The sequence below is a fragment of the Mucilaginibacter sp. P2_D11 genome (assembly GCF_056404435.1).
Genome location: NZ_JBFUEA010000006.1, coordinates 148,509 through 169,942 on the forward strand (window position 1 = coordinate 148,509; position 21,434 = coordinate 169,942).

The following is a 21,434-nucleotide window of genomic DNA, read 5'->3' on the forward strand; positions in this document are numbered from 1 at the left end:
AACAAAAAGCAATCGTGAAAAAAGCAATCATAGCAGCAGTACTTATATTAACCACAGGCGTAGTTTCGGCATTCACCACTATAGCACCTGTAAAACGCGATACCACTACTACCAAGCCATCAACCAAAAAAGACATCGGCCAGGCAGACACCAAGAAAGATATCGGACAAGCAGATACTAAAAAAGACATCGGTCAGGCCGACTAATTATAACACTCCCGCCCTGTTTTGTATCCATCGCAAGCAATACCTGTTGCGGTAGTTACCGGCAACAGCAATACCCCACAAAACGGGCTAAAATAAAAAATGCACCACAAGCATGGCGCATTCAATCAGTATAAGTAAACCGGGCAAAGCCGTGTTGCCCTAAACAGCTTTACTTTTTAAACTTTCCGCAGGTATCCATATTATATATGGTGATATAATCGGCTTTCGGGTCTACAACTTCGCGGCCGGTTTTAGCATCTAGCATCGAAGATTTCTGCGCAAGCTGTTGCGACGACAGCTTAAACTCCACCGCAACTGAATCAGTTTGCCCCTCCTGCATATAATGCCATTGTACTTTTATAATATTCCCATCTGCAGTGCCGGTAAGGGTACCTTTTCGCCTATCCTTTTCTTTTGGCAGCCAATACATGTCGCCGGTTACTTTACCGCCGTTTATGACTAAATGTACAGCCGTTGTGTCTTCCGCATTCATGCCATCGGTATGCAAAAAGCAATATTCCATATTTTGAGCCGGTGCTTTCAGTTTAGCGTTCGCGCTATCGGCTTTACCACTATCGGTTTTTAGCGTATCTGCGGTTTTGTTGTTATTACCCGTGCATGATGCCAGCGCCAGGGCAACTATCAAAATATAGGGTTTCATGTTGTTCATCAGTGTTTGCATAATTATACAACAATTATAGCGGCAAATGGTTAGATTTTTATTCGGATTATGCTTTCAAAAGCTATTATCAGTTATATTTATCCATCTCAAACACGCCTATGCTCCAGGTAAACCTGCACCCTTTCCCGGTACTGCAAACCCCGCGCTTAACACTGCGCGCCATAAATTTTGAAGATACCGAAGCCTTTTTTGCGCTGCGAAGCAGTCCCGAAGTGATGAAATATATCGACCGGCCGCCTGCAAAAACCACTGAAGAGGTGACAGATTGGATAAAAGTGGTACAAACGCAGCACGAAAAAAACGACGGCATTATGTGGGGTATATGCCTTAATGGCGAGCCCCTCCCGATAGGCAACATATGCTTTTGGCGGCTGGATAAAGAAAACCACCGGGCCGAAATTGGCTATATGCTTAGCCCCGCCTACCAGGGCAAGGGGATAATGCAGGAAGCTATGAATGAGGCAATTAAATATGCTTTCGAAGTAATGCACATGCATTCCATAGAAGCAAACGTAAACCCCTCAAACCGGGCATCAATCAGTACGCTGGAACGTTGCGGTTTTGTGCGCGAGGCCTACTTCAGAGAGAATTATTTTAGTGAAGGCCGCTTCCTCGATTCGGCCATTTATAGCTTAATTACCAACAAAAAATAACAAATCTGCATAAAATTTGTTAGTTAATTATTATTACATAACTTGCCTGCTTTAACCAATAACGCCCGTAGCAAACCTAAATTATTACGGCGGGCAACAAAACAAATTTCAATTAATACAGTTTACACTAAAAAAACTTAAAAAACATGGCAGCACAATCAGGAGGCATTACCGCCTATTCAGTAAAAACCAAAACCAAGAATGTTCCAATGATAGATCCTGTTATCGATATCAAATCGGGTCGTTACATTGCAACCGGTAAAGATGCAGACGGAAACAAAATGGCAGCTATAATGGGTAAAGCTACCGCAGAAGGGCACATCGCATCAGGCGCAGCTACAAAAGGCAGCGGCTGGTAAATAGCACTATACCAAAAACAACAAAACCTGCCATTTGAGCAGGTTTTGTTGTTTTAACAGCAAGGCCGTTTACAGGCTTTTGCCGCCCCAGTCTTTATAAGGGCTTACCGATAGGCTGGCGTTGCTGTAGCGGTGGTCGTCGCTCACCTCGGTAGTAACCCATTCGGGCTTTTCGAAGGCTTCGTCCTCGCTACTCAATTCTATCTCGGCCACTATCAGGCCCTCATTATCGCCGCTGAACACGTCCACTTCCCACAGGTGATTACCAAAAGGTATAAAATACCGCATCTTTTCTATGGCCGATATCGTTAGGCCGGCCAGTATCTCGTTGCCATCGGCAATGGGGATTACGTATTCATATTCGTTGCGGCTGATGCCCGTGGTGCTGCCCTTAAGGGTAAGGTAGGCAGCCTCATCAGTTACGCGCACGCGTACGGTACGCTTATCATCGCTAAGGATATAACCCTGCTTAAACAGTTTACCCGCCGGTTTGCCCAAGGACGCCCACAAGTCCCCATCAACCAAAAACTTCCGTTCTATTTCTATTGCCATACTATTTATCTAACAATACTGTTATAAAATGTTAAATCGCCCATGCTTTCAACACGTCGTAAAGCTAAATGTTTATCTTAGCCCGGCCACATTTCAACACAAATGAACTTTAAAAGATTTGCTTTTTTTATACTATTCCTCGTAGCCTGCACCCCTGTATTTGCCCAACGCGATACGATTGGCCTCAACACCATAGTTGCTAAAACAACCAAGCTCATCACCTCCTACCCTTTCGAGAAGGTTTACCTGCATTTGGATAAGCCATATTATGCCGCCGGCGATACCATTTGGTTTAAAGCCTATGTAACTATTGACCAGCACTCGCCAACCATATTAAGCAATATTGTTTATGTGGATATTGCCAACAGCCAGGACTCTTTGATGCGGTACCTTAAGCTGCCCGTGGTAAATGGCGTGGCCAATGGCAATATTGGGCTTACAACTGCCGAATTTAAGCAGGGCAACTACCACTTGCGGGCCTATACCGCCTATATGCGCAATTACGACCCGGACTACTTCTTCAATAAAAACCTGGTAATTGGCAACGCGGTAGATAAAACCGTAGCCACCAACATCGCCTTTACCTCAACAGCAGCAGCGGGCCTTACCAAAGTAAACGCGGGAATCACCTATTTCGACCCTAAGGAGGGCCTTGCCCTGGCCGGGAAAAAGGTAAGCTGGACGGTTGTGGCCAATAACGAGGAGCTAAGCAAAGGCAAAGGCACTACCGACCAGAACGGCTTGCTGAACGCCGAATTCAGCGGTGCGGCTACAGCTTTAAAAGGGGCCAATTTGATTGCCATAATTGATATGGGCAACCGCACAAGCGTAACGCGCACCTTCCCGCTTAAAGCAGCGGCTTCTGATAAAGATATCCAGTTTTTCCCCGAAGGCGGCGAGTTGATCACCGGCGTGCGCTCTAAAGTAGCTTTTAAAGCCATCAACAGCAATGGGCTGGGCATTAATATAAAAGGCACCGTAACCGATAATGATGGCAATGTAGTGGCCAACCTGGCCTCGCAGCACCTGGGCATGGGTATATTTGCGCTGATGCCTGAAACCGGCAAGACTTATAAAGCCAATATAGAATATGCCGATGGCAGCAAAGGCACTTATGATTTGCCGCGCATCAGGGCATCGGGCATAAACCTTTCGGTTTTCAATAACGATGGCGATAACCTCAACATCAAAATATCCGCCAACCCTACCTATTTCCCGCTTAACCAGGGCAAGCTGTATTATATTATTGCCCAAAACGGCGGCGCGGTTTATTTTGCCGCGCAAACTAAGTTAGATGCGCCTATTTACAGCGCCAGCATCCCCAAAAATAAGTTCCCTACCGGTATTGTACAGCTTACCTTGCTCACAGACCATGGCGTTGCCCTTTGCGAGCGTGTGGTTTTCATCCAGCATAACGATGCTCTTACCCTCAACATCAACTCGGCCAGCAAATCGTACGCCATCAGGCAAAAGGTGAGGTTGGCCATAACCGCCAAAAACAAGGCGCTGCCGGTTGCGGGCACCTTCTCGGTGTCGGTTATAGACGAAACGAAAGTACCGTTCGACGATGACGCCGAAACCACTATACTAACCAGTACCCTGCTCACGTCTGACCTGAAGGGCTACATCGAAAAGCCAAACTATTACTTCATTAGCAAGGATGCCAACGCCGCCGAAAACCTGGATATTTTGATGCTTACGCAGGGCTACCGCCGCCTGAGTTACCGCAACGTAATAACGGATAAAGTGCCGCAGATTACCGTTTTCCCCGAGCAGAACGGGCTGGAGATAAGTGGCGTGCTGCGCAACAACACCGGCATGACGATAGCCAAAGGCTACCTGCGCCTGCAAATACCATCGCGTAATTTTTATGCCGAAACCGTTACCGATATGGTGGGCAACTACCATTTCTCTAAACTCAACTTCAACGATTCATCTAAGGTTATTATCACCGCCCGGGCCAATGCAAACGGCAAAAATCTGGTGGTAACCGCCAACCCCGAAACCTACCAATTGCCAACCAGGAATAATATGGCTTTTGATGAAGTGGCCAATATAGATACCACGATGAAGAACTTCCTGCTGAATAGCTTAAAGCAATTCAACAACCTGCACCAGTTGAAAGAGGTAGTGATAAAGGCCGCCCCTGCAAAAAAAGTGGGTCATAACGACTTCCCCGCTTTTACAGGCCTGCCCATGCTGGCCGATCAGCAGATCGCCGGTTCGTCGCTACGCAATTGCACCAACCTGGCACTGTGCCTGCAAAGCTATATATTGGGCACTACGATAGATCAGAATAAGATCTATTTCATGAAGAACTACAACAGCCAGGATAAAAAGCCGTTACAAATCTTCGTGAACGGCATGCCGGTAGATTTGCTGTACCTGAATGGCGTAGCCACCAGCAATGTAGAATCGGTAGAGGTATTCAAAACGCCTGGCCTCAGCGGTATCGACGATTTGTACGGCACCTCGGGCATCGTGGAGATCAACCTTAAAAAGCAGGAAAAAGGCACCAAGATTTCTTTTGCCGATTTGCAGGAATTGATACCACCACCAAATATCCTAACCATAATGCCAACAGGCTATGCCGTTGCACGAGAGTTTTATTCGCCCAAGTATGATGTGCCCAAACCAGGCACCTTTGGCGGCGATTTACGCAGCACCGTTTTCTGGAGCCCAAAAGTGCTTACCGATAAGGTAACCGGTGCCACCTTTGTAGAGTTTTACAATGCCGATGGCCGCGGCACCTACAAAGCCATTATAGAAGGTATGGACACCGAAGGCAACCTGGGCAGGTATGTGTACCGCTATACAGTAAAGTAATACCGGTTTTAAGCCCCACAAAATATAACGTGCAGATACTCATGCTGTATATTTGTGGGGCTTAAAACCAAATCATAATATCTCAACTATATTCCATTAAGTTAAATCCTTATCATGTTTAAACTACTACCTATTATTGCCTTGTTTACAATACTTGGTTCCACTGCGTTTGCGCAAAAAATATCCCCGGCAGATTCTATTCAAAACAGTTACGCCGTCAAAAAGGCGCAAAGTATTTATTTTGAATTATTGGGCCCGGGTGCCGTATATTCTGCCAACTACGATACTCGTTTTAAAAACCGGCAGGATGGCCTTGGTGGCCGCATAGGCATAAGCTATTTTGCCGATGGCGGCGATCACCTTTTTACCGTGCCCGTTGTTATAAATTACTTATTAGGGAAAAAAGGCAAGTATTTTGAAGTAGGTGCCGGTATAACGTATTATAACGTAAACTCTAATACCGTGTTTTTTAATGCCTCGTATAATTACGAGGACGGCACAAACGATATCTACTATGGTCGCAATAACGAAAGTGGGATTTTTGGCAGCTTAAACTTTGGCTACCGCTACCAGCCTGCCGATGGCGGATTTATGTTCAGGGGGGCGTTAGCCCGATTATCAATTCGGAGCAGTTTGTACCATGGCCCTATGTGAGCTTCGGGTATTGTTTTTAATAAACACGGCGAAATTGTTAAGCCTTTTTTTAATTTAGCGAAGCTTATTTATAACCCTTTGATGAAAATTAAACTATTAGCTTTTACCGCCTGCCTGTTTGCAGCAAGCAGCGCCTTTGCGCAAACCCGTGGCCACGAATTCGGCCTGCAATCTGATAATGATTCGTTTTTGGCACAGGGCAGCGATAGGTACTATACCAACGGTATATTTGCCTATTACCGCGCCGCCTTAGATGCAAGCAAGAATGATAAACTAGCCAATAAGGTGTTCGGCCTGGAAGTCGGGCAAAAGCTATTCAACCCGCAATCTGCCGCCATACCATCGGTCGACTATCTGGATAGGCCTTTTGCGGGCTACCTATACGCAGGCGCATCCTTAAACCTACTATACAAAAACGAAAGTAATTTAAAACTGAGTGCCAAAGTTGGCGTTATCGGCCCCGCAGCAGGCGGCCAGGGCATACAGGAGTCCATTCACCGCACCTTCGGCTTTTACCCGCCCGAGGGCTGGGAATACCAGGTACGCAACAGCTTTGTTTTAAACATAGGTGGCGAGTACAATAAGCTCATCGGCCGCGATGGCTGGATAGATGTCACCAGCGCTTCGTACGCCAACCTGGGCACCGGCTTTGTTGGTGCAGGCACGGGCTTACTGTTCCGTTTCGGCAACTTAAACCAGTTGTTCCAGTCGGCCAGCACGCAAAGCACAGTTTCTAAAGGTAAGAACAGCCTGCTGCATGAGCACGAATTTTTCTTGTATTACAAGCCCCAGGCCAATGTGGTAGGTTATGATGCCACTATACAAGGCAGCATGTTTAAAGACCACCCTGTGCCCGGCACCATGGAAGTGACCAAAGACATCCGCCATTTTGTTTTCAGCAATGAGGTGGGCGTAAATTACGTAAGCGGCAGGTTTGTGTACGGCTTAGCAGCCATATTTAACACGCGCGACGTAAAATATATGGCGCATGCCCATCAATGGGGTTCGGCCACGCTATTGTACAGGTTTAATTAAAAGTCGAAATTCACGGAAATTCACGGCTAAACAGACCCCTTTTTTACAAAAAAGGGGCATAAAAAACCTGGAATTTCAGCTATTTTCTTCGGGAGAAAGGGTTGGGATTAGCCTTCTTAAAGCTAATGCGTACAGGTTTAATTAAAAATCGAAATCCCTTTTGCGGGTAGCTTTTTTGTCGGCCTGGGCTTTTTTGTTGTCCAGCCGGGCCAGTTTGGCGGCTTTGCTTACTTTAAGTTTCTTGCGCACTTTGGGTTTAACCAACGCATTGGCAAGCAACACCATTAGGCGTTCGAGGGCTATCTCTTTATTGAGGTACTGGCTGCGTTCCTCGTCGCAAACCACCTGCACCAGCCCGTCTTTATTGAAACGGCTTTGCAGCTTTTGGCTAAGCAATAGTTTCTCCTCGTCGGTAAACAGCACCGAGTTTTCTATATCGAACAACAGCTCTACCTTGCTGGATACCTTATTTACGTTTTGCCCGCCTTTTCCGCCGCTGCGCGATGTTTTATAGCTGATTGTTTTCTGCAGCCCGGCCTTATCAAAATTCATAGCGCGAATTTAATAAATTAGTTGATGAGCGTGGCGGAGGTATTCCAAAGGGTGTTCCACCTCAAAAAATCGGACGAAGCAGCATTTGCTTAACCTATTAATAATAAACAAATTACAAGGTTTATATCAACAGCAGGGATGTTCCAAAGTGTTCCACAAAAAACTATAACTGTTTGACTATCAATACTAAGTTAAAAATAAGTGCTCCACATTAAAAGTGGAACAGCTGCGCCCGGTCGAATACTATGCAATTGCAAAAGGCGGGCAAAAAAACGTAACTTCGCACCCGATGAGCAATAACATTATAGTAGCGATAGATGGCTACTCATCATGCGGCAAAAGCACGCTGGCCAAGGCACTGGCCAAAAAACTCCATTTTATTTATGTTGATAGCGGTGCCATGTACCGTGCCGTTGCGCTGTATTTCCTGCGGAACAACGTAGATATGGCCGATCATGCGCAGATAGAGCAGGCGTTGAAAAACATCCACCTCAACTTCCACTCGCGCGATTACGAATCGCACATCCTGCTGAACGATGAGGAGGTATCTGAAGAGATACGCCAGATGCCGGTATCTGAAAAGGTAAGCGCGGTATCGGCCCTTAAAGAGGTGCGCCGCGAAATGGTAAAGCAGCAGCAGCGCATGGGCAAATCAAAAAACATCGTGATGGATGGCCGCGACATAGGCACCGCCGTGTTTCCGCATGCGCCCGTAAAGCTATTCATGACCGCCGACCCAAAAGTACGCGCCGAACGCCGTTATAAAGAGATACATCCCAAGAACCCGGAGGTTACGCTGGAAGAGGTATTTGAGAACCTGGCCCACCGCGATTACGCCGACACCACCCGCGCCGAAAGCCCCCTGGTACGCGCCGAAGATGCCATTATATTAGATAACACCAATCTCACCCCCGAGCAGCAACTGCAGTTTGCATTGGATAAGGTGGAGCCGTTGATTGTCTGAATCGTTGATTTTATTGATTAAATGATTCCGTTGATTAGACATTGTGCTACTACACTGGTTCTCCTAACCTTTCAACATTGCAACTTTCCAACGTTTCAACTTCAAACAACCTTCACCGCGCTCACCCCAAACTTATTCAGAAAATCAACGCCCTCATCACTGGCCAGGCCTTTGTATTGCGCGTAAGATTTATCGAAGTAAACCTGCTTGATGCCGGCAGAAAAGATAAGCCTTGCGCACGGCAAACATGGCGATAGCGTGGTGTATAAGGTAGCGCCCTCCAGGTTGGCACCATTCTTTACGGCGTAGAGTATGGCGTTCTCCTCGGCATGCAGGGCAAGCGAGCAACTGCCCTTAGAGTCGCGTGCGCAGCCGTGCTCCGGGAACTCCTCATCGCAATTGTGGGTACCTGCGGGCGGGCCGTTATAGCCAATGGAGATGATGCGCGTATCCTTAGCCAACACAGCACCTACCTGTGCCTTAACGCAGTGCGAGCGCTTGGCCAGGTCGGTAGCCAGGTTCATGAAAATATGGTCGAAAGTGGGTTTGTTCATAAGTATCATTGAGTCATTGCGTCATTGAGCCATTTTGCCTACAATGCTAGTGACAGCGAAGCGAATGACTCAATGACCCAATGAACAAAAAATTAGTGCCCACCGCCTGCTTCCAGGTTATCCACATCTATGCCTTGTCCTTTTAATATCGAACCGGCTTTCCATGCAAAGAAAGCAAGGTAAGCAAAGCCGATAACAGGTATGATGTACGAGTGGTGGATACCTGCAGTATCGGCCAGTATGCCTTGCACCGGCGGGATGATAGAACCGCCCAAAATCATCATGATCAAAAATGCAGAACCCTGGCTGGTGTATTTGCCCAAACCGGTAACCGATAGCGAAAAGATAGACGGCCACATGATAGAGCAGCATAAGCCACCACTAATGAATGCAAATATTGCGATTATGCCGGTAGTGAATAAACCTATCAGCATGAATACAGCACCCAATATACCGAATAACGCGAGCGTACGTACCGGCTTTTGATCGCCGGCAAGAAACCCTATTACAAGCACAGCTACACAAATTGCATAAGGATAAAATTGTGCTATGTGCACACCGCTGATGCCATTAACTAAAAGCACAACACCAAATGCCGCAAAAGGCAATACTACCGTAAGAAGGAATTTGGCAATCTTAGATAAGTTGAAAGCGGCGATGGCACCTGTCCAACGGCCAATCATCAAACTACCCCAATAAAGCGAAATATATGGTGCTACCTCATCGGTTTTTAAACCGCCGAAGTCTTTGGTCTCTAACAATGCACCCATATTGCTTTGGATGGTAACCTCAACCCCTACATAGGTAAATATGGCCAGCATGCCCAATATAAGCTGCGGGTACTGCATGGCACCCCAGCCTTCTTTATGCTTGCTGCTGGTTGCTATGGTAGAAAGCAGGGTAATCAATATAATGGCAAGTGAAGCATAAACCATGTACGATTTGTATTGGTTTACATGCTTTACATAAAACACGAAGTCGGCCTTTTCTTGAGGCGTAATTTTTTTTATGTTTTCTATTTGCTCTAATGTTTCACCACCATGCTCTTTAAACAAAGTAGCATTTACGGTTATGTTATTTTCTTTTGCAGCTTTGTCGCCAAAATAGGTACTAACAGGCCCTGCGGCTAATATCAACAGGAAGGCAAGGAAAATGATAGCTAATGGCTTGTTGGCCTTGTTGCTGGGCTCTATTTTTTCATCGCTGGTTACTTTTGGCAGTTTAGATACCCAGAAGAATATCGCTACCGCAATAAATAAACCGGCAAGTATGTAATACAGGTTGTTTACCGATGATATCTGCACATCCTCTGGCTTTATCTTCTTCGAGGCGGAACCAAAAAGCACGATGCCTACGATAACCGGCCCCCAAATACTACCGAAGTTGTTTACGCCACCCGCAAAATTCAATCGGTGCGTACCTGTTTCAGCGCTGCCAAGGGCTACTACGAACGGATTAGCCGCAGTTTGCTGTAATGAAAAACCTAATGCGATAACAAAGAAAGTAAACAATATAAAGGCGAACGAGCCGGATCCGATGGCGGGCACCATAATCAAGGCGCCTACAGCAGAAATAAGGAGGCCGTAGATAATACCGTTCTTATAACCCATCTTATTCAGGATATCGATTTTAGTTGCTGCCGAAGCAAAGTACAAGATAAGCGAGCCGATAAAATAGCCGCCATAAAAAGTAAAATCGATCAGTTGCGATTCGAATTGTGAGAGGTGGAAATGAGCTTTGCAGAAAGGTATGAAAATCCCGTTCGAAGCTGCAAGGAAGCCCCAGAAAAAGAATACAGTTACCAGCGTGTACAACGCCGACCCATTACTCTTTGAGTTGTTTTGTTCCATTTTTAAAATATAGGTTATAGTAATAAACTTGGTAAGTTTGAAGCACTAAACTTAATTCATTTTTTATAATTAGGCATTAATTTTTTCAAAATATAAATCACAACGTTATGTTTTGTGTTTAACAGATAAAAGTTTGCATATTAGTGTCCTGATTTTTTTAACTGGATAGAAAGCAATATATACGCCTAACTTAATGATAGAAGCCATTATTTCGGGGATTGGGTTTGGATTGGTATTAACATTTTTAACCGGCCCGGTTTTTTTCGCTTTAATTAAAACCAGTATCGAAAAAGGCTTCCATGCAGGCGTAGCTTTGGCTCTCGGGGTGGTTTGCAGCGATGTGGTGTTCGTGGGGGCTATACTCTTTGGTTCGCAGTTGTTTACCGTAGCGCCGCAAACCAAAACCCTGATAGGCGTTTTAGGCAGCCTGATACTTTTTGCCGTAGGCGTTTATTATCTTTTCAAGAAAAGCGACGTTAATTACTCCAACACTGTACCCTCGGCCGTAGACCGTGCCGGGTACTTCTTCAAAGGCTTTTTGATGTGCATTTTCAACCCTACCATCCTATTTCATTGGACGGTAGTAATAGGCGCTGCCAGTACGGTTTACCATGGCGGCGTACATAATCGCACCCTCAAAATAGCCATTATGTTCATCACCATCCTGGTGGTGCAGTTCGGGTTGGATACCACCAAGGCTTTTTATGCCGATAAGCTGCGCGACAAGATATCGGTAAGACTGGTGCATCGCCTAAACCAGGTGGCCGGCATTGCCTTAATCATCGCATCGCTGGTGTTGGTTGATAGGCTGGTTACCCACTATGTTTTCTCGCCACCGGGAACAGAGACGCATAGCTAAACATCATAGGATTTTTATAACCTCTTCTTTAACATTTCATCTTTTCTGCGCATCTTCCGGGTATATTTACAAAAAAAATCACCTAATCGCGCACAATGAAAAGTTTATACAATACCGCAGACAACCAGGAGCTGCTTGCCCGGCTCGATAAGTTAACACCAACCTCCCCTGCCCTTTGGGGTAAAATGAATGCCTCGCAAATGGTGGCGCACTGCCAGGTACCCATCAAATTAGGTTTCGAAGAACTGGTAGTTAAACGCGGCATCATCGGTTTCCTTTTCGGTAAAATAGCCAAGAAGAAGTTATTGAGTGATGCACCTTTCGATAAGAATTTGCCCACCTTTAAAGAGGCTCGCATAAAGCACCAGCCGGATTTCGGTACGGAGAAAGAGAAACTTGCCGCCTACATCAGCCGCATGGCAGCCGGCGGCCCCGAAGCCATCACCAAAAAGCCGCACCCGTTTTTTGGCGCTTTAACTACTCATGAATGGGACCAGCTACAATACAAGCATTTGGACCACCATTTTAAGCAGTTTAATATATAGTGCCCCCCCAGCCCCCTGAAAGGGGAGCAGGATTTGGCATCAAGACGACAAGAAATAAGTGTTAAGACTAAAATAGGAAGAGGCTGTCTCAAAAGGGCAGCCTCTTTTTGTTTTAGGGAGATTTTCCGTAACTTAAAGGCATGGGAAAGGGGAAATCATCAACGGTGGTCTTTAAGCCATATGCGCCGGATCAACTGACACTACTGCCGTACAGTTTAGAAGAACTGATACCTCAAGGACATCCGGTCCGGGTTGTACAACAAGTGATCGACCAGGTCGATACCAAACCGATCAACCGCAAGTATAAAGGTGGTGGCGCATCCAGCTATCATCCACGCCTGTTGCTGAAAGTACTGGTTTATGGTTACCTGACCAATATCTATTCAAGTCGTAAACTGGAAGACCAGGTAAAACAGAACGTTCATTTTATGTGGTTATGCGGAATGGCAAAGCCCGACCATAATACCATCAACCGTTTCCGTAATGAAAAGCTATCAGGTATCTTAAAGGAGATCTTCTCTCAGATTGTTTTTCTTTTAGCAGAGCAGGGTGTCGTATCCCTGAAAGAAGTGGTATTTACCGATGGCACCAAGATCGAATCAGCCTCAAACAAATACACTTTTGTGTGGGGTAAGGGCATCAAACACCATAAAGAGAAGATCAAAACGCAGTTAGATGAACTATGGAAGTATGCCCAGGGTATCGCTGCCGAAGAATTGAAAGATGCCTCGCCTGTTGAATATGAGCAAATCAATCCTGAAAAAGTAAAACAGGCGATTGCAAAGATCAATGCGGTGCTGGAAAACAAAGAAGATGTTAGCCCCAAGGTTCGCCAGAAACTAAACTATGCTAAAAAGCACTGGCCGGAGAACCTGGCCAGGTATGAAGAGCAGGAAAAGCTGCTGGCTGGCCGGAACAGTTATTCTAAAACAGATACCGATGCCACTTTCATGCGGATGAAAGAAGACCATATGCTGAACGGTCAACTCAAGCCGGCTTACAATTTTCAGATCAGTACCCAGCGGCAATTCATTCTGAACTACTCTCTGCACCAAACAACCAATGACTACCAAACCCTGGCTTCCCACCTTGATGGGTACGAGGCTTTGTACCAGCAAAAGCCTAAAGCAGTTGTAGCAGATGCGGGCTATGGCTCGGACGAGAACTATAGTTTATTAAAAGCAAAACATATTGATGCCTATATCAAGTACAACACTTTCGATAAAGAACAAAAAGAAGGGGTAAAAGCCTTTAGCAACGATGCACTGCACTACAATGAACAAGATAACTGCCTGATTTGTCCGATGGGCCAAAAAATGAAGCACATCGGGGACGGGCAACGAATAACCTCATCCGGGTACATACAACTCATTAGCCGGTACCAGGCCGGGAACTGCCGGGGCTGCCCAATGCGGGGCGTTTGCCACCAAAGCCAGGGACACCGTATCGCCGAAGTAAACCATAGCCTTAGAAAACATAAGCAGCAAACCAAAGAGCGGCTTAATACAGAACAAGGCATCAAATACCGCAAGCAACGACCGGTTGATGTGGAACCAGTCTTCGGCCAGATCAAAAGCAATCATGGGTTCCGTAGGTTCCTGCTCAAGGGATTAACCAAAACAGAGGTCGAAATCGGGTTGCTTTCTATCGCACATAACCTCAGAAAATGGAAAGCATAGGGCTTTTCTTCTTTTCACCTTCAAAGCGCTCGCTAAACATTCGCTCAAAGACTTTTTTCATCAGTATAGCTTTGATCCCTAATAGCCCAATGTGAACTGATGCCAATAAAAAAACCGCCTCATAATTACTTATGAGACGGCCTCTTTTTTATCATTGAATTAGCTTTTCAAAAACTCCCCCTTCAGGGGGCTGGGGGGCTAATACGCCCTCTCGTTCTTGCCTTCCATCCAGTTAACGAAGGCGCGGTTCACTACTTTGTTACCGCCAGGGGTTGGGTAATCGCCGCTGAAGTACCAGTCGCCGGCGTGGCCGGGGCAGGCAATATGCAGGTTATCCAGGGTTTGGTAAAGCACCTTTACTTCACATTTTACACCTTTTGGAGTGATGATTTGCGCAATACGGTCTGATATCTCCTGATCGGTAAATGGCTCGTATATGGCTTGTACGTAATTGGTAACCTGCTCTTTACGCAGTTTCAAGCTATCTTTACATTTTTGGTAAACGCCCAGTATCACATCGTCGCGGCCTGCATCTTTCAACAGGCTGATCGCTGCCTCGAAGGCAACGAATTCGCCCATGCGCGACATATCTATACCGTAACAATCCGGGTAGCGAATCTGCGGGGCAGAAGAAACCACCACCACCTTTTTAGGGCCAAGGCGGTCTAAAATCTTCAGGATGCTTTGTTTAAGCGTGGTACCGCGTACGATGGAATCATCTAAAACCACCAAAGTATCCAAATCGTTTTTGATGAGGCCGTAGGTGGTATCGTAAACGTGGGCCACCATCTCGCTACGGTCGGCATCCTGTGTAATAAAGGTACGCAGCTTAACATCCTTAATCGCTATCTTCTCAACACGCGGCGCCATACTCAGCACTTCGGTTAATTCTTCTTCGCTAATCTTATCCTCGCGGTTAAGCAACTTGTCGCGCTGGTATTGTTTAATGTATTTATGCACCCCCTCTACCATGCCATAAAAAGCCACTTCGGCTGTATTTGGGATGTAGGAGAACACGGTGTTCTTCATGTCGTTATCAACAGCGTTCAATATCTGCGGGCAAAGCAACCTGCCTAATTGTTTACGCTCGCGGTAAATAGAAGCATCGCTGCCGCGAGAGAAGTAAATCCGCTCGAACGAGCACGACTTTTGTTCCTTCGGCTCGCTAAACATCTCCTCGGTTATCTTACCGTTCTTTTTAACAATAAGCGCATGGCCCGGGCGTATCTCCCTAACCTCGTCAATGGGGATATTAAAGGCGGTTTGTATAGCAGGTCGCTCGGAAGCGGCCACCACAATTTCGTCGTTATAATAATAGTAAGCGGGGCGTATGCCAACCGGGTCGCGCATTACAAAAGCGTCGCCGTGGCCCAAGATACCCGCTATGGTGTAACCACCATCCCAGTTCTTGGCAGATTTTCGCAAAATTTTTGCCACATCCATATCATTGGCTATCAGCTTGCTTATCTCGCGGTTGTCATCAAGCCCTTCGCGTTTGTACTGGTCAAAAAGGCCCTGGTTCTCGGTATCGATGAAGTGACCCATTTTTTCCAGCACGGTAATGGTGTCGGCTTGTTCTTTAGGGTGCTGACCAAGATCGTACAGTTGTTGTAGCAGTTCATCAACATTAGTCATGTTGAAGTTACCAGCAATAACCAGGTTACGCGTCATCCAATTGTTTTGGCGCAGGAAAGGGTGGCAGCTTTCGATGCTGTTTTTGCCGTGCGTACCATAACGCAAATGGCCCAAAAGAACTTCGCCGGTAAAGCTTACATGTTCTTTGAGCCATTCAGCATCCTTCATTTTTTCAGGTTGCTCTTTCTCTATCTCGGCAAATTTCTTCTGTATATACTCGAAGATATCGGCCACCGCGTTCGACGCCATCGACCGGTGCCGGCTGATGTATCGTTTGCCTGGTTCAATATCCAGTTTAATGGTTGCAACGCCCGCGCCGTCTTGCCCGCGGTTATGCTGTTTTTCCATTAAAAGGTATAATTTGTTTATGCCGTACAACGCCGTGCCGTACTTTTTTTGGTAAAAGGATAACGGCTTTAACAGGCGGATAAATGCTACTCCGCACTCATGCTTTATCGAATCGCTCATGCACTTGTATTGAGCCGCAAAGGTAAGGTTTTATCTTAATTGTGTTTAAACATATTGTCATTATAATGCATTAATATTTGCTTAACCGTTGCGTAGGGATAAGGGGCATTTAAAACCTTGATTTAATGCGTTCGAACAGGGAACGGGATAAGCCGTTAAAACAAAAAACCTTAATTTTGATTATCAAATACATCATGAAGAAAACATCATTCCTCTATATTACAACGGTGCTTGCCCTTGCGGGCTGTTCGGTACCTAAATCGGCAAAGGTTGCTCAAACGAGCCAAAGTTTATTCACTGCCCCAATAGGCGTGCAGGCTTATACCTATCGCGCGAGTTTCTCGGCCCGGCCCGAGGCTGTTTTAGATAGCGTAAAAGCACTGGGCATTACCCAAATGGAGGGCCCCAACCCAAAAGGCGTGGATATTTACAAGTTCAGGCAGATGCTGAATAAGCGCGGCATCAGCATGCCATCTATTGGGGTAGATTATGATTTACTGGTAAAAGAACCGTTGGAGGCCGTGCGTATGGCCGGCATTCTGGGTTCGCAGTACGTGATGGTGGCCTGGCTGCCCCACGGCAAAATTTTCACAATAGACGATGCCAAAAAAGCCGTGGCCGGCCTCAACAAAGCAGGTCGTACGCTAAAAGCCAACAGCCTGACGCTATGCTACCACATACATGGTTACGAATTTGGGCAATACGAAGATGGCACCTTGTTCGATTACATCGTAAAAAACACCAACCCGGCTTATGTTAAGTTTGAAATGGACGTGCTTTGGACCTTCCACGGCGGTGCCGACCCGGCCAAACTGCTGCTTAAATACCCCACCCGCTTCAGGCTGCTGCATCTGAAAGATATCCGCAAAGGCGTGGCCAACGACCTTACCGGTGGCACCGACATCAAGAACGACGTAGCCCTGGGAACCGGGCAGATCAATATCCCTGAAGTATTGAAAGCTGCCAAAGCCGTTGGCATTCGCCACTATTTCATCGAAGACGAAAGCCCCAACCATGCTAAGCAAATACCGGAGACGATAAAGTATTTGAAAAGCTTGTAGGGTTGATTTAACCGCAAAGGGCGCAAAGAAAAAAACGCAAAGAGCACAAAGCTTATTGAGCTTCATAAAAGATTTGAAGACTTTTTAGCAAACTCGCAAGGCTTTGCGCTCTTTGCGCTCATCCGTTCGCAAGACTTTGCGCGCTTTGCGGTAAAATCACCACCGAACTATTCGATATTCAAACCCGTTGAACTATCTTAGTATCACCATGAAGATAGCAGTCGCCTCCCCTCCCTATCCAAAGTCAATCCATGATGGTATCAAATGGATAGCAAAACTAGCCAAAGAAGCCTCGGACAAACAGGCCGTTGTAGTTTGCTTTCCCGAAACTTACCTGCCCGGTTACCCCGGTTTTGGTGCGGAAAAAGCTACGCCCGAGAATATGCAGGCTGCCTTGGACAAGGTTTGCGTAATAGCTGCCGAAAACGGCATCTGCATCATCATCCCCATGGATTGGTACAAAGATGGAGAACTGCTGAACGTGGCCTGGGTTGTATCAAAAACCGGAAAGCTATTGGGCTACCAAACCAAAAACCAGCTTGACCCGAGCGAAGACAACATCTGGACCGTCGGCACCGAACGCAGCCTTTTTGAAGCTGACGGCCTAAAATTCGGCATTACCATTTGCCACGAAGGTTTCCGCTACCCCGAATCTGTGCGATGGGCTGCACGTAATGGTGCAGAGGTAGTGTTCCACCCGCATTTTACCGGCAGTGATACCGAAGGCGTACAGCTAAGCGAATGGGGCGACAAGCACAGCCCCTACTACGAAAAAGCCATGATGATGCGCGCCATGGAAAACACCGTCTACTTCGCCAGCGTAGGATACGCCACCAAATACCAGGAAGCAGCATCGTGTATTGTTACTCCGCAGGGTGAGTGCCTTGCCTACCAACCTTACGGCGAAGCAGGGGTTGCCGTTGCGGAGATAGATTTAGATAAAGCGACAGGGTTATTGGCAAAGAGGTTTAAGCCGGAGTTAGTGTGATGCAAATAGTAGATATAAACGACCCGGACATGAGAATCGTGGGTGTTGATGTTGGCGGAGGTGAAATTTATCACTATAAAGGCACGCCCTTTACCGGCGTTGTTGAAGAAAGATTCCCCAACGGAAATTTGTTATTGGAAACGCAGTGCTTAAATGGTTACCCGGACGGTTTCGTGAGGGGATATTTTGATAACGGGCAGTTGATGCAAGAGGCTTTTATCAAATATAATTTGGATTATGGATTGATGAAGGAATGGGATGAAGGTGGTAATCTGACTGATGAGTATTATTGGGGGCCGGAACCTAATTTCAACGGCATCCATAGGAAAATGATATTAGCAATTGATGTTTACTATTTAGAAGATTCTGCAAAAGCCGTTGGGGCTTTGTTTAAATGGGACGACACTGTCGCGGCTGATGTAATTAGTGTACAGGTTGATAATATCGAACCTTACGTACCCGGAGAGTTTTACAAACGAGAATTGCCCTGCATTTTAAAAGTTATAGAGCAGGCAGGGGTCGATCAAATAGACATTGTTATCGTCGACGGCAATGTTTACATCGATAATGAAGGCACGTATGGTTTGGGCGGCAAATTATTTGAGGCACTTGGTGGCAACATCCCTGTTATCGGCGTAGCCAAAACGTCGTTTAAAAATACAGAGCAGAAAGTAATTCCCGTAGAACGCGGACAAAGCAAGAACCCGCTATTTGTATCGGCCATTGGCATGGATACTGAGGAAGCCGCTGCGCTCATCAAAGGCATGAAAGGCGAACACAGGATGCCGGATATCCTAAAACATGTGGATACGCTAACAAAGCAAGCGTAAATAGCTTATCTCACTGCGCAGGGTAAAAAGATTGTGTTACCACTATCTCCCCCACAATATGGTCGTTAAATTCCTCCAAGTCTTCCGCAGGCACCCATAACTCATTGTGAATTCTCCCACCAACGTTTTGCACTTCGTATTTCGACAGGTATTCGGCAGGCAAATGGAATTTCGTTACGAAGCCTGAACCCGATGCCGGTACATTCCAATCACGGGCAATTTGCGCGGCGTATTCCTCGTTCATTACCGGATAAAATATCGGTTGCTCTATCAATCGCTTCGGGAAGCGCTTCCATCCCGATTCTTCTATCAGCTTAAGTTCTTTAGGGCCAACCGGCCTGTATAAAGTTGTGAGTTCCATTAATTCCTTTCAATTAATTCAGCTGAAAATTGAAGCAATGTGCATCACGAATTGAAAACTCGCGACAACGTTTCTGAAAAAATCGGTACAATCAAAAAAATCGGTGCAATCAAAATTTACTTACTGAAGCCTACCATCTTGTGCAGCACCATCGGGCTATAAACCTTGCCTGCCTTTATCACCACCTTCACATTGCGGATATCGCTGATATTAGTAAGCGGGTTACCGTCTACAATGATGATATCGGCGTTTTTGCCGATGGTTATGCTGCCCGTCTTTTTATCGAGGCCCATTACCTGCGCCGGGGTGATGGTAGCGGTTTTGAGCGCCTGTGCAGGTGTTAAGCCAGCAGCTACGTATATTTCCAGTTCGCGGTCAACACTAAAGCCGGGGAAGCCCATATCGGTACCGGCCACAATAGGCACACCCGCATAGTAAAGGCGTTTTACCAATTGTTTCAGGCTTTGGAGCAGCGGCTTAAAGCGGGCAGCAGTTGCCGAATCCTCTCCCGTGTTTTTAAATTGTATTTGTAGCGGCAAGGGCAGCGTATAAAAAGCCGGTTCCATTTGGGTGATATCGTCCTTTACATTGCGGTAGGCCATATCATAAACACCAATGGTGGGGTCGATAACCACTTTACGGTCGACTAAAAACTTAATGGCCGCTATGCTGATGGAGTCGTCGAAATTTACCGAGCGGTCTTTGTTCCGTTTCATCATGCTGTACACGTATTGCATGTGGTTCACCATATTCATACCCGAATCTACGCCGGCCTTCAGTGTCATACCATTGGGGATATGCCCTGTTACGGTTAAGCCAAGCTTATGCGCTTCACCGCAAACGGCCTTTACTATAGCCGGTTTCATGGAGCTGTAAATCTTTATCTGGTCGAAGCCGCGGGCTTTGTAAGTATCTACGGCTTTTATGGCTTCCTCTTTGGTATCGGCCTGGATAATGCCCAGCGCCATCGGCCCCTTGCCATCAATAATCCCCGCCATTAATATCTTGGGGCCTATGCCTTTGCCGCTATCTATCGCGCGTTGGATGGCATCTATAAAACCCAGTTCGTTACCGCAATCGCGCACGGTGGTTACGCCTGCTGCCAGGTAGGCCGGCCCCCATTCTGTTTGCTCGAAGTGGGCGTGCATGTCCCAAAGGCCGGGCAATATGGTTTTACCCTTAGCATCTATCACCTGCGCACCTTTTGGTATAACTGTACCGGCTTTGCCTATCTTGGCGATGATGCCGTCTTTCAGTATCAATACCCCATTGGGGATAGCAACGCCGTTCACTACATCAACAATGTTGCCGCCGGTAATTGCCACTACCCCGAGCCCCTTTACAGGCACCGCCGTAGATCTGGCGAAAGCCGCCATGCCATAACCAGCAGCGCGTTTGATTAGTTCGGGCAATAGCGCCTCGTAGGGTTCGCTCATCATTTCGGTTTTATCACCCTCGGCATCAATGGTAAGGATGCACATCAGCTTGCCTGCATTGTCGGTCCACAGTGTTTCGTCGCCCCAAATCAAGCCGCTGATGGTGTAGTGTATAAGCGGTAGCGGCTTGCCATTGAAGGTGAGCACATCTGTACCTGCCTTTTTTATCTGCAAAGAGCCGAACGGCAGGGTATTGATAGTTGCCGGCTGCTTTTTGTTGTTCCAGTATTTCAACAGCAGCATTTGCACCGTAGCGGGCGAGTAACCCGTAATGGGGAACGAGTAAGGCAAAAGCTTTTTGCTGTAGGTAGAATCGTTTACGCGGATGACAGCCGTGTTACCGTTTACCTTGATAGAATCGTTCACGTCCGAAAATCGGGAGGTCTTGCCTTTTATCACCAGTTCCAGCGGGTCGGCAACGGGGTTTACTTTAATGGTGGCCTTTAACGGCACAGGGCTGCCCCTATCCACAAACTTAAAATCGAGAACGTACTTCTTCGAATCCTTATAATTATAAACCTTATAGGTTTCTTTGCCTATGCGCTGCTCGAATTTATGAAGCAAAAAGGTGCCGCTATCGGCGGGCATATCCTGAGCTTGCAGCGTTGCTGCGAAAAAAGACAACAGGAATAATGAGAGTAGATTTTTCATGGTAGATAAAGGGCTTGATACCACCAAATATAAG

The 21,434-nt window shown here is 46.5% G+C and carries 21 protein-coding genes; 13 read left to right on the plus strand and 8 right to left on the minus strand.

All coding sequences use genetic code 11. The features are described from left to right. Positions 1-14: 14 nt before the first annotated feature. On the plus strand, positions 15-206 hold the full coding sequence (locus tag AC1DXC_RS10975) for a hypothetical protein (protein WP_477459198.1): 192 nt from the start codon (positions 15-17) through the stop codon (positions 204-206). Positions 207-375: 169 nt separating this feature from the next. Here the strand turns inward: AC1DXC_RS10975 and AC1DXC_RS10980 are convergent, their stop codons facing one another. Continuing rightward, the gene (locus AC1DXC_RS10980) at positions 376-888 is read right to left on the minus strand and encodes a hypothetical protein (RefSeq protein ID WP_477459199.1); all 513 of its coding nucleotides are present in this window, start codon (positions 886-888) and stop codon (positions 376-378) included. A 98-nt stretch (positions 889-986) separates the two neighbouring features. Here AC1DXC_RS10980 and AC1DXC_RS10985 point away from each other — a divergent pair, with 98 nt between their 5' ends. Then, complete coding sequence (locus AC1DXC_RS10985) at positions 987-1,541, plus strand: GNAT family N-acetyltransferase (protein ID WP_477459200.1); 555 nt, start codon at positions 987-989, stop codon at positions 1,539-1,541. A gap of 146 nt (positions 1,542-1,687) precedes the next feature. After that, positions 1,688-1,900 carry a hypothetical protein gene (locus AC1DXC_RS10990; RefSeq protein ID WP_133235335.1) on the plus strand — a complete coding sequence of 71 codons (213 nt, stop codon included), beginning with the start codon at positions 1,688-1,690 and terminating at the stop codon, positions 1,898-1,900. Between the two features lie 69 nt (positions 1,901-1,969). Here AC1DXC_RS10990 and AC1DXC_RS10995 read toward each other — a convergent pair whose 3' ends face one another. Then, entirely contained in the window at positions 1,970-2,452 is a 483-nt protein-coding gene (locus AC1DXC_RS10995; RefSeq protein ID WP_477459201.1) for a CYTH domain-containing protein, read from the minus strand. Positions 2,453-2,554: 102 nt separating this feature from the next. Between AC1DXC_RS10995 and AC1DXC_RS11000 the strand changes: the two genes are divergently transcribed. From AC1DXC_RS11000 to AC1DXC_RS11010, 3 genes are all read left to right on the plus strand, one after another. Continuing rightward, positions 2,555-5,278: a carboxypeptidase regulatory-like domain-containing protein gene (locus AC1DXC_RS11000; RefSeq protein WP_477459202.1), complete on the plus strand. Its 2,724-nt coding sequence runs from the start codon at positions 2,555-2,557 to the stop codon at positions 5,276-5,278. A 114-nt stretch (positions 5,279-5,392) separates the two neighbouring features. Then, positions 5,393-5,932, plus strand: coding sequence for a hypothetical protein (locus tag AC1DXC_RS11005; protein ID WP_477459203.1), 540 nt, complete (start codon positions 5,393-5,395; stop codon positions 5,930-5,932). Between the two features lie 81 nt (positions 5,933-6,013). Continuing rightward, on the plus strand, positions 6,014-6,967 hold the full coding sequence (locus AC1DXC_RS11010; protein ID WP_477459204.1) for a lipid A deacylase LpxR family protein: 954 nt from the start codon (positions 6,014-6,016) through the stop codon (positions 6,965-6,967). A gap of 141 nt (positions 6,968-7,108) precedes the next feature. Here the strand turns inward: AC1DXC_RS11010 and arfB are convergent, their stop codons facing one another. Beyond that, positions 7,109-7,519: an alternative ribosome rescue aminoacyl-tRNA hydrolase ArfB gene (arfB, locus tag AC1DXC_RS11015; RefSeq protein ID WP_477459205.1), complete on the minus strand. Its 411-nt coding sequence runs from the start codon at positions 7,517-7,519 to the stop codon at positions 7,109-7,111. A gap of 289 nt (positions 7,520-7,808) precedes the next feature. On the opposite strand from arfB, the gene cmk reads away from it, so the two are divergent. Next, complete coding sequence (gene cmk, locus AC1DXC_RS11020; protein WP_477459206.1) at positions 7,809-8,483, plus strand: (d)CMP kinase; 675 nt, start codon at positions 7,809-7,811, stop codon at positions 8,481-8,483. A gap of 101 nt (positions 8,484-8,584) precedes the next feature. On the opposite strand, the gene AC1DXC_RS11025 is transcribed toward cmk, so the two are convergent. Both AC1DXC_RS11025 and AC1DXC_RS11030 read right to left on the minus strand, forming a co-directional pair. Further along, on the minus strand, positions 8,585-9,037 hold the full coding sequence (locus tag AC1DXC_RS11025; protein ID WP_477459207.1) for a deoxycytidylate deaminase: 453 nt from the start codon (positions 9,035-9,037) through the stop codon (positions 8,585-8,587). 92 nt (positions 9,038-9,129) lie between these two features. Next, positions 9,130-10,887 (minus strand): MFS transporter, encoded by a 1,758-nt coding sequence (locus AC1DXC_RS11030; RefSeq protein ID WP_477459208.1) that lies wholly within the window; start codon positions 10,885-10,887, stop codon positions 9,130-9,132. A 193-nt stretch (positions 10,888-11,080) separates the two neighbouring features. Between AC1DXC_RS11030 and AC1DXC_RS11035 the strand changes: the two genes are divergently transcribed. The 3 genes from AC1DXC_RS11035 (at position 11,081) to AC1DXC_RS11045 (ending at position 13,970) form a co-directional block, all read left to right on the plus strand. Continuing rightward, positions 11,081-11,746: a LysE family translocator gene (locus tag AC1DXC_RS11035; protein WP_477459209.1), complete on the plus strand. Its 666-nt coding sequence runs from the start codon at positions 11,081-11,083 to the stop codon at positions 11,744-11,746. Positions 11,747-11,841: 95 nt separating this feature from the next. After that, positions 11,842-12,291, plus strand: coding sequence for a DUF1569 domain-containing protein (locus tag AC1DXC_RS11040; protein WP_477459210.1), 450 nt, complete (start codon positions 11,842-11,844; stop codon positions 12,289-12,291). Between the two features lie 140 nt (positions 12,292-12,431). Next, the gene (locus AC1DXC_RS11045) at positions 12,432-13,970 is read left to right on the plus strand and encodes an IS1182 family transposase (RefSeq protein WP_477459211.1); all 1,539 of its coding nucleotides are present in this window, start codon (positions 12,432-12,434) and stop codon (positions 13,968-13,970) included. 198 nt (positions 13,971-14,168) lie between these two features. On the opposite strand, the gene AC1DXC_RS11050 is transcribed toward AC1DXC_RS11045, so the two are convergent. Beyond that, positions 14,169-16,073 carry an amidophosphoribosyltransferase gene (locus AC1DXC_RS11050; RefSeq protein ID WP_477459212.1) on the minus strand — a complete coding sequence of 635 codons (1,905 nt, stop codon included), beginning with the start codon at positions 16,071-16,073 and terminating at the stop codon, positions 14,169-14,171. A 194-nt stretch (positions 16,074-16,267) separates the two neighbouring features. Between AC1DXC_RS11050 and AC1DXC_RS11055 the strand changes: the two genes are divergently transcribed. From AC1DXC_RS11055 to AC1DXC_RS11065, 3 genes are all read left to right on the plus strand, one after another. Next, positions 16,268-17,134 carry a sugar phosphate isomerase/epimerase family protein gene (locus tag AC1DXC_RS11055; protein WP_477459213.1) on the plus strand — a complete coding sequence of 289 codons (867 nt, stop codon included), beginning with the start codon at positions 16,268-16,270 and terminating at the stop codon, positions 17,132-17,134. A gap of 208 nt (positions 17,135-17,342) precedes the next feature. Further along, the gene (locus AC1DXC_RS11060; protein ID WP_477459214.1) at positions 17,343-18,122 is read left to right on the plus strand and encodes a carbon-nitrogen hydrolase family protein; all 780 of its coding nucleotides are present in this window, start codon (positions 17,343-17,345) and stop codon (positions 18,120-18,122) included. Next, positions 18,122-18,952 (plus strand): endonuclease V, encoded by an 831-nt coding sequence (locus AC1DXC_RS11065; protein WP_477459215.1) that lies wholly within the window; start codon positions 18,122-18,124, stop codon positions 18,950-18,952. The genes AC1DXC_RS11060 and AC1DXC_RS11065 overlap by 1 nt, the downstream gene beginning before the upstream one ends. Before the next feature lie 10 nt (positions 18,953-18,962). Here AC1DXC_RS11065 and AC1DXC_RS11070 read toward each other — a convergent pair whose 3' ends face one another. Then, a complete protein-coding gene (locus AC1DXC_RS11070; protein ID WP_477459216.1) occupies positions 18,963-19,313 on the minus strand; it encodes a hypothetical protein in 351 nt (116 codons plus the stop codon). 116 nt (positions 19,314-19,429) lie between these two features. Beyond that, the gene (locus AC1DXC_RS11075; RefSeq protein WP_477459217.1) at positions 19,430-21,400 is read right to left on the minus strand and encodes an amidohydrolase family protein; all 1,971 of its coding nucleotides are present in this window, start codon (positions 21,398-21,400) and stop codon (positions 19,430-19,432) included. Positions 21,401-21,434 lie beyond the last annotated feature (34 nt).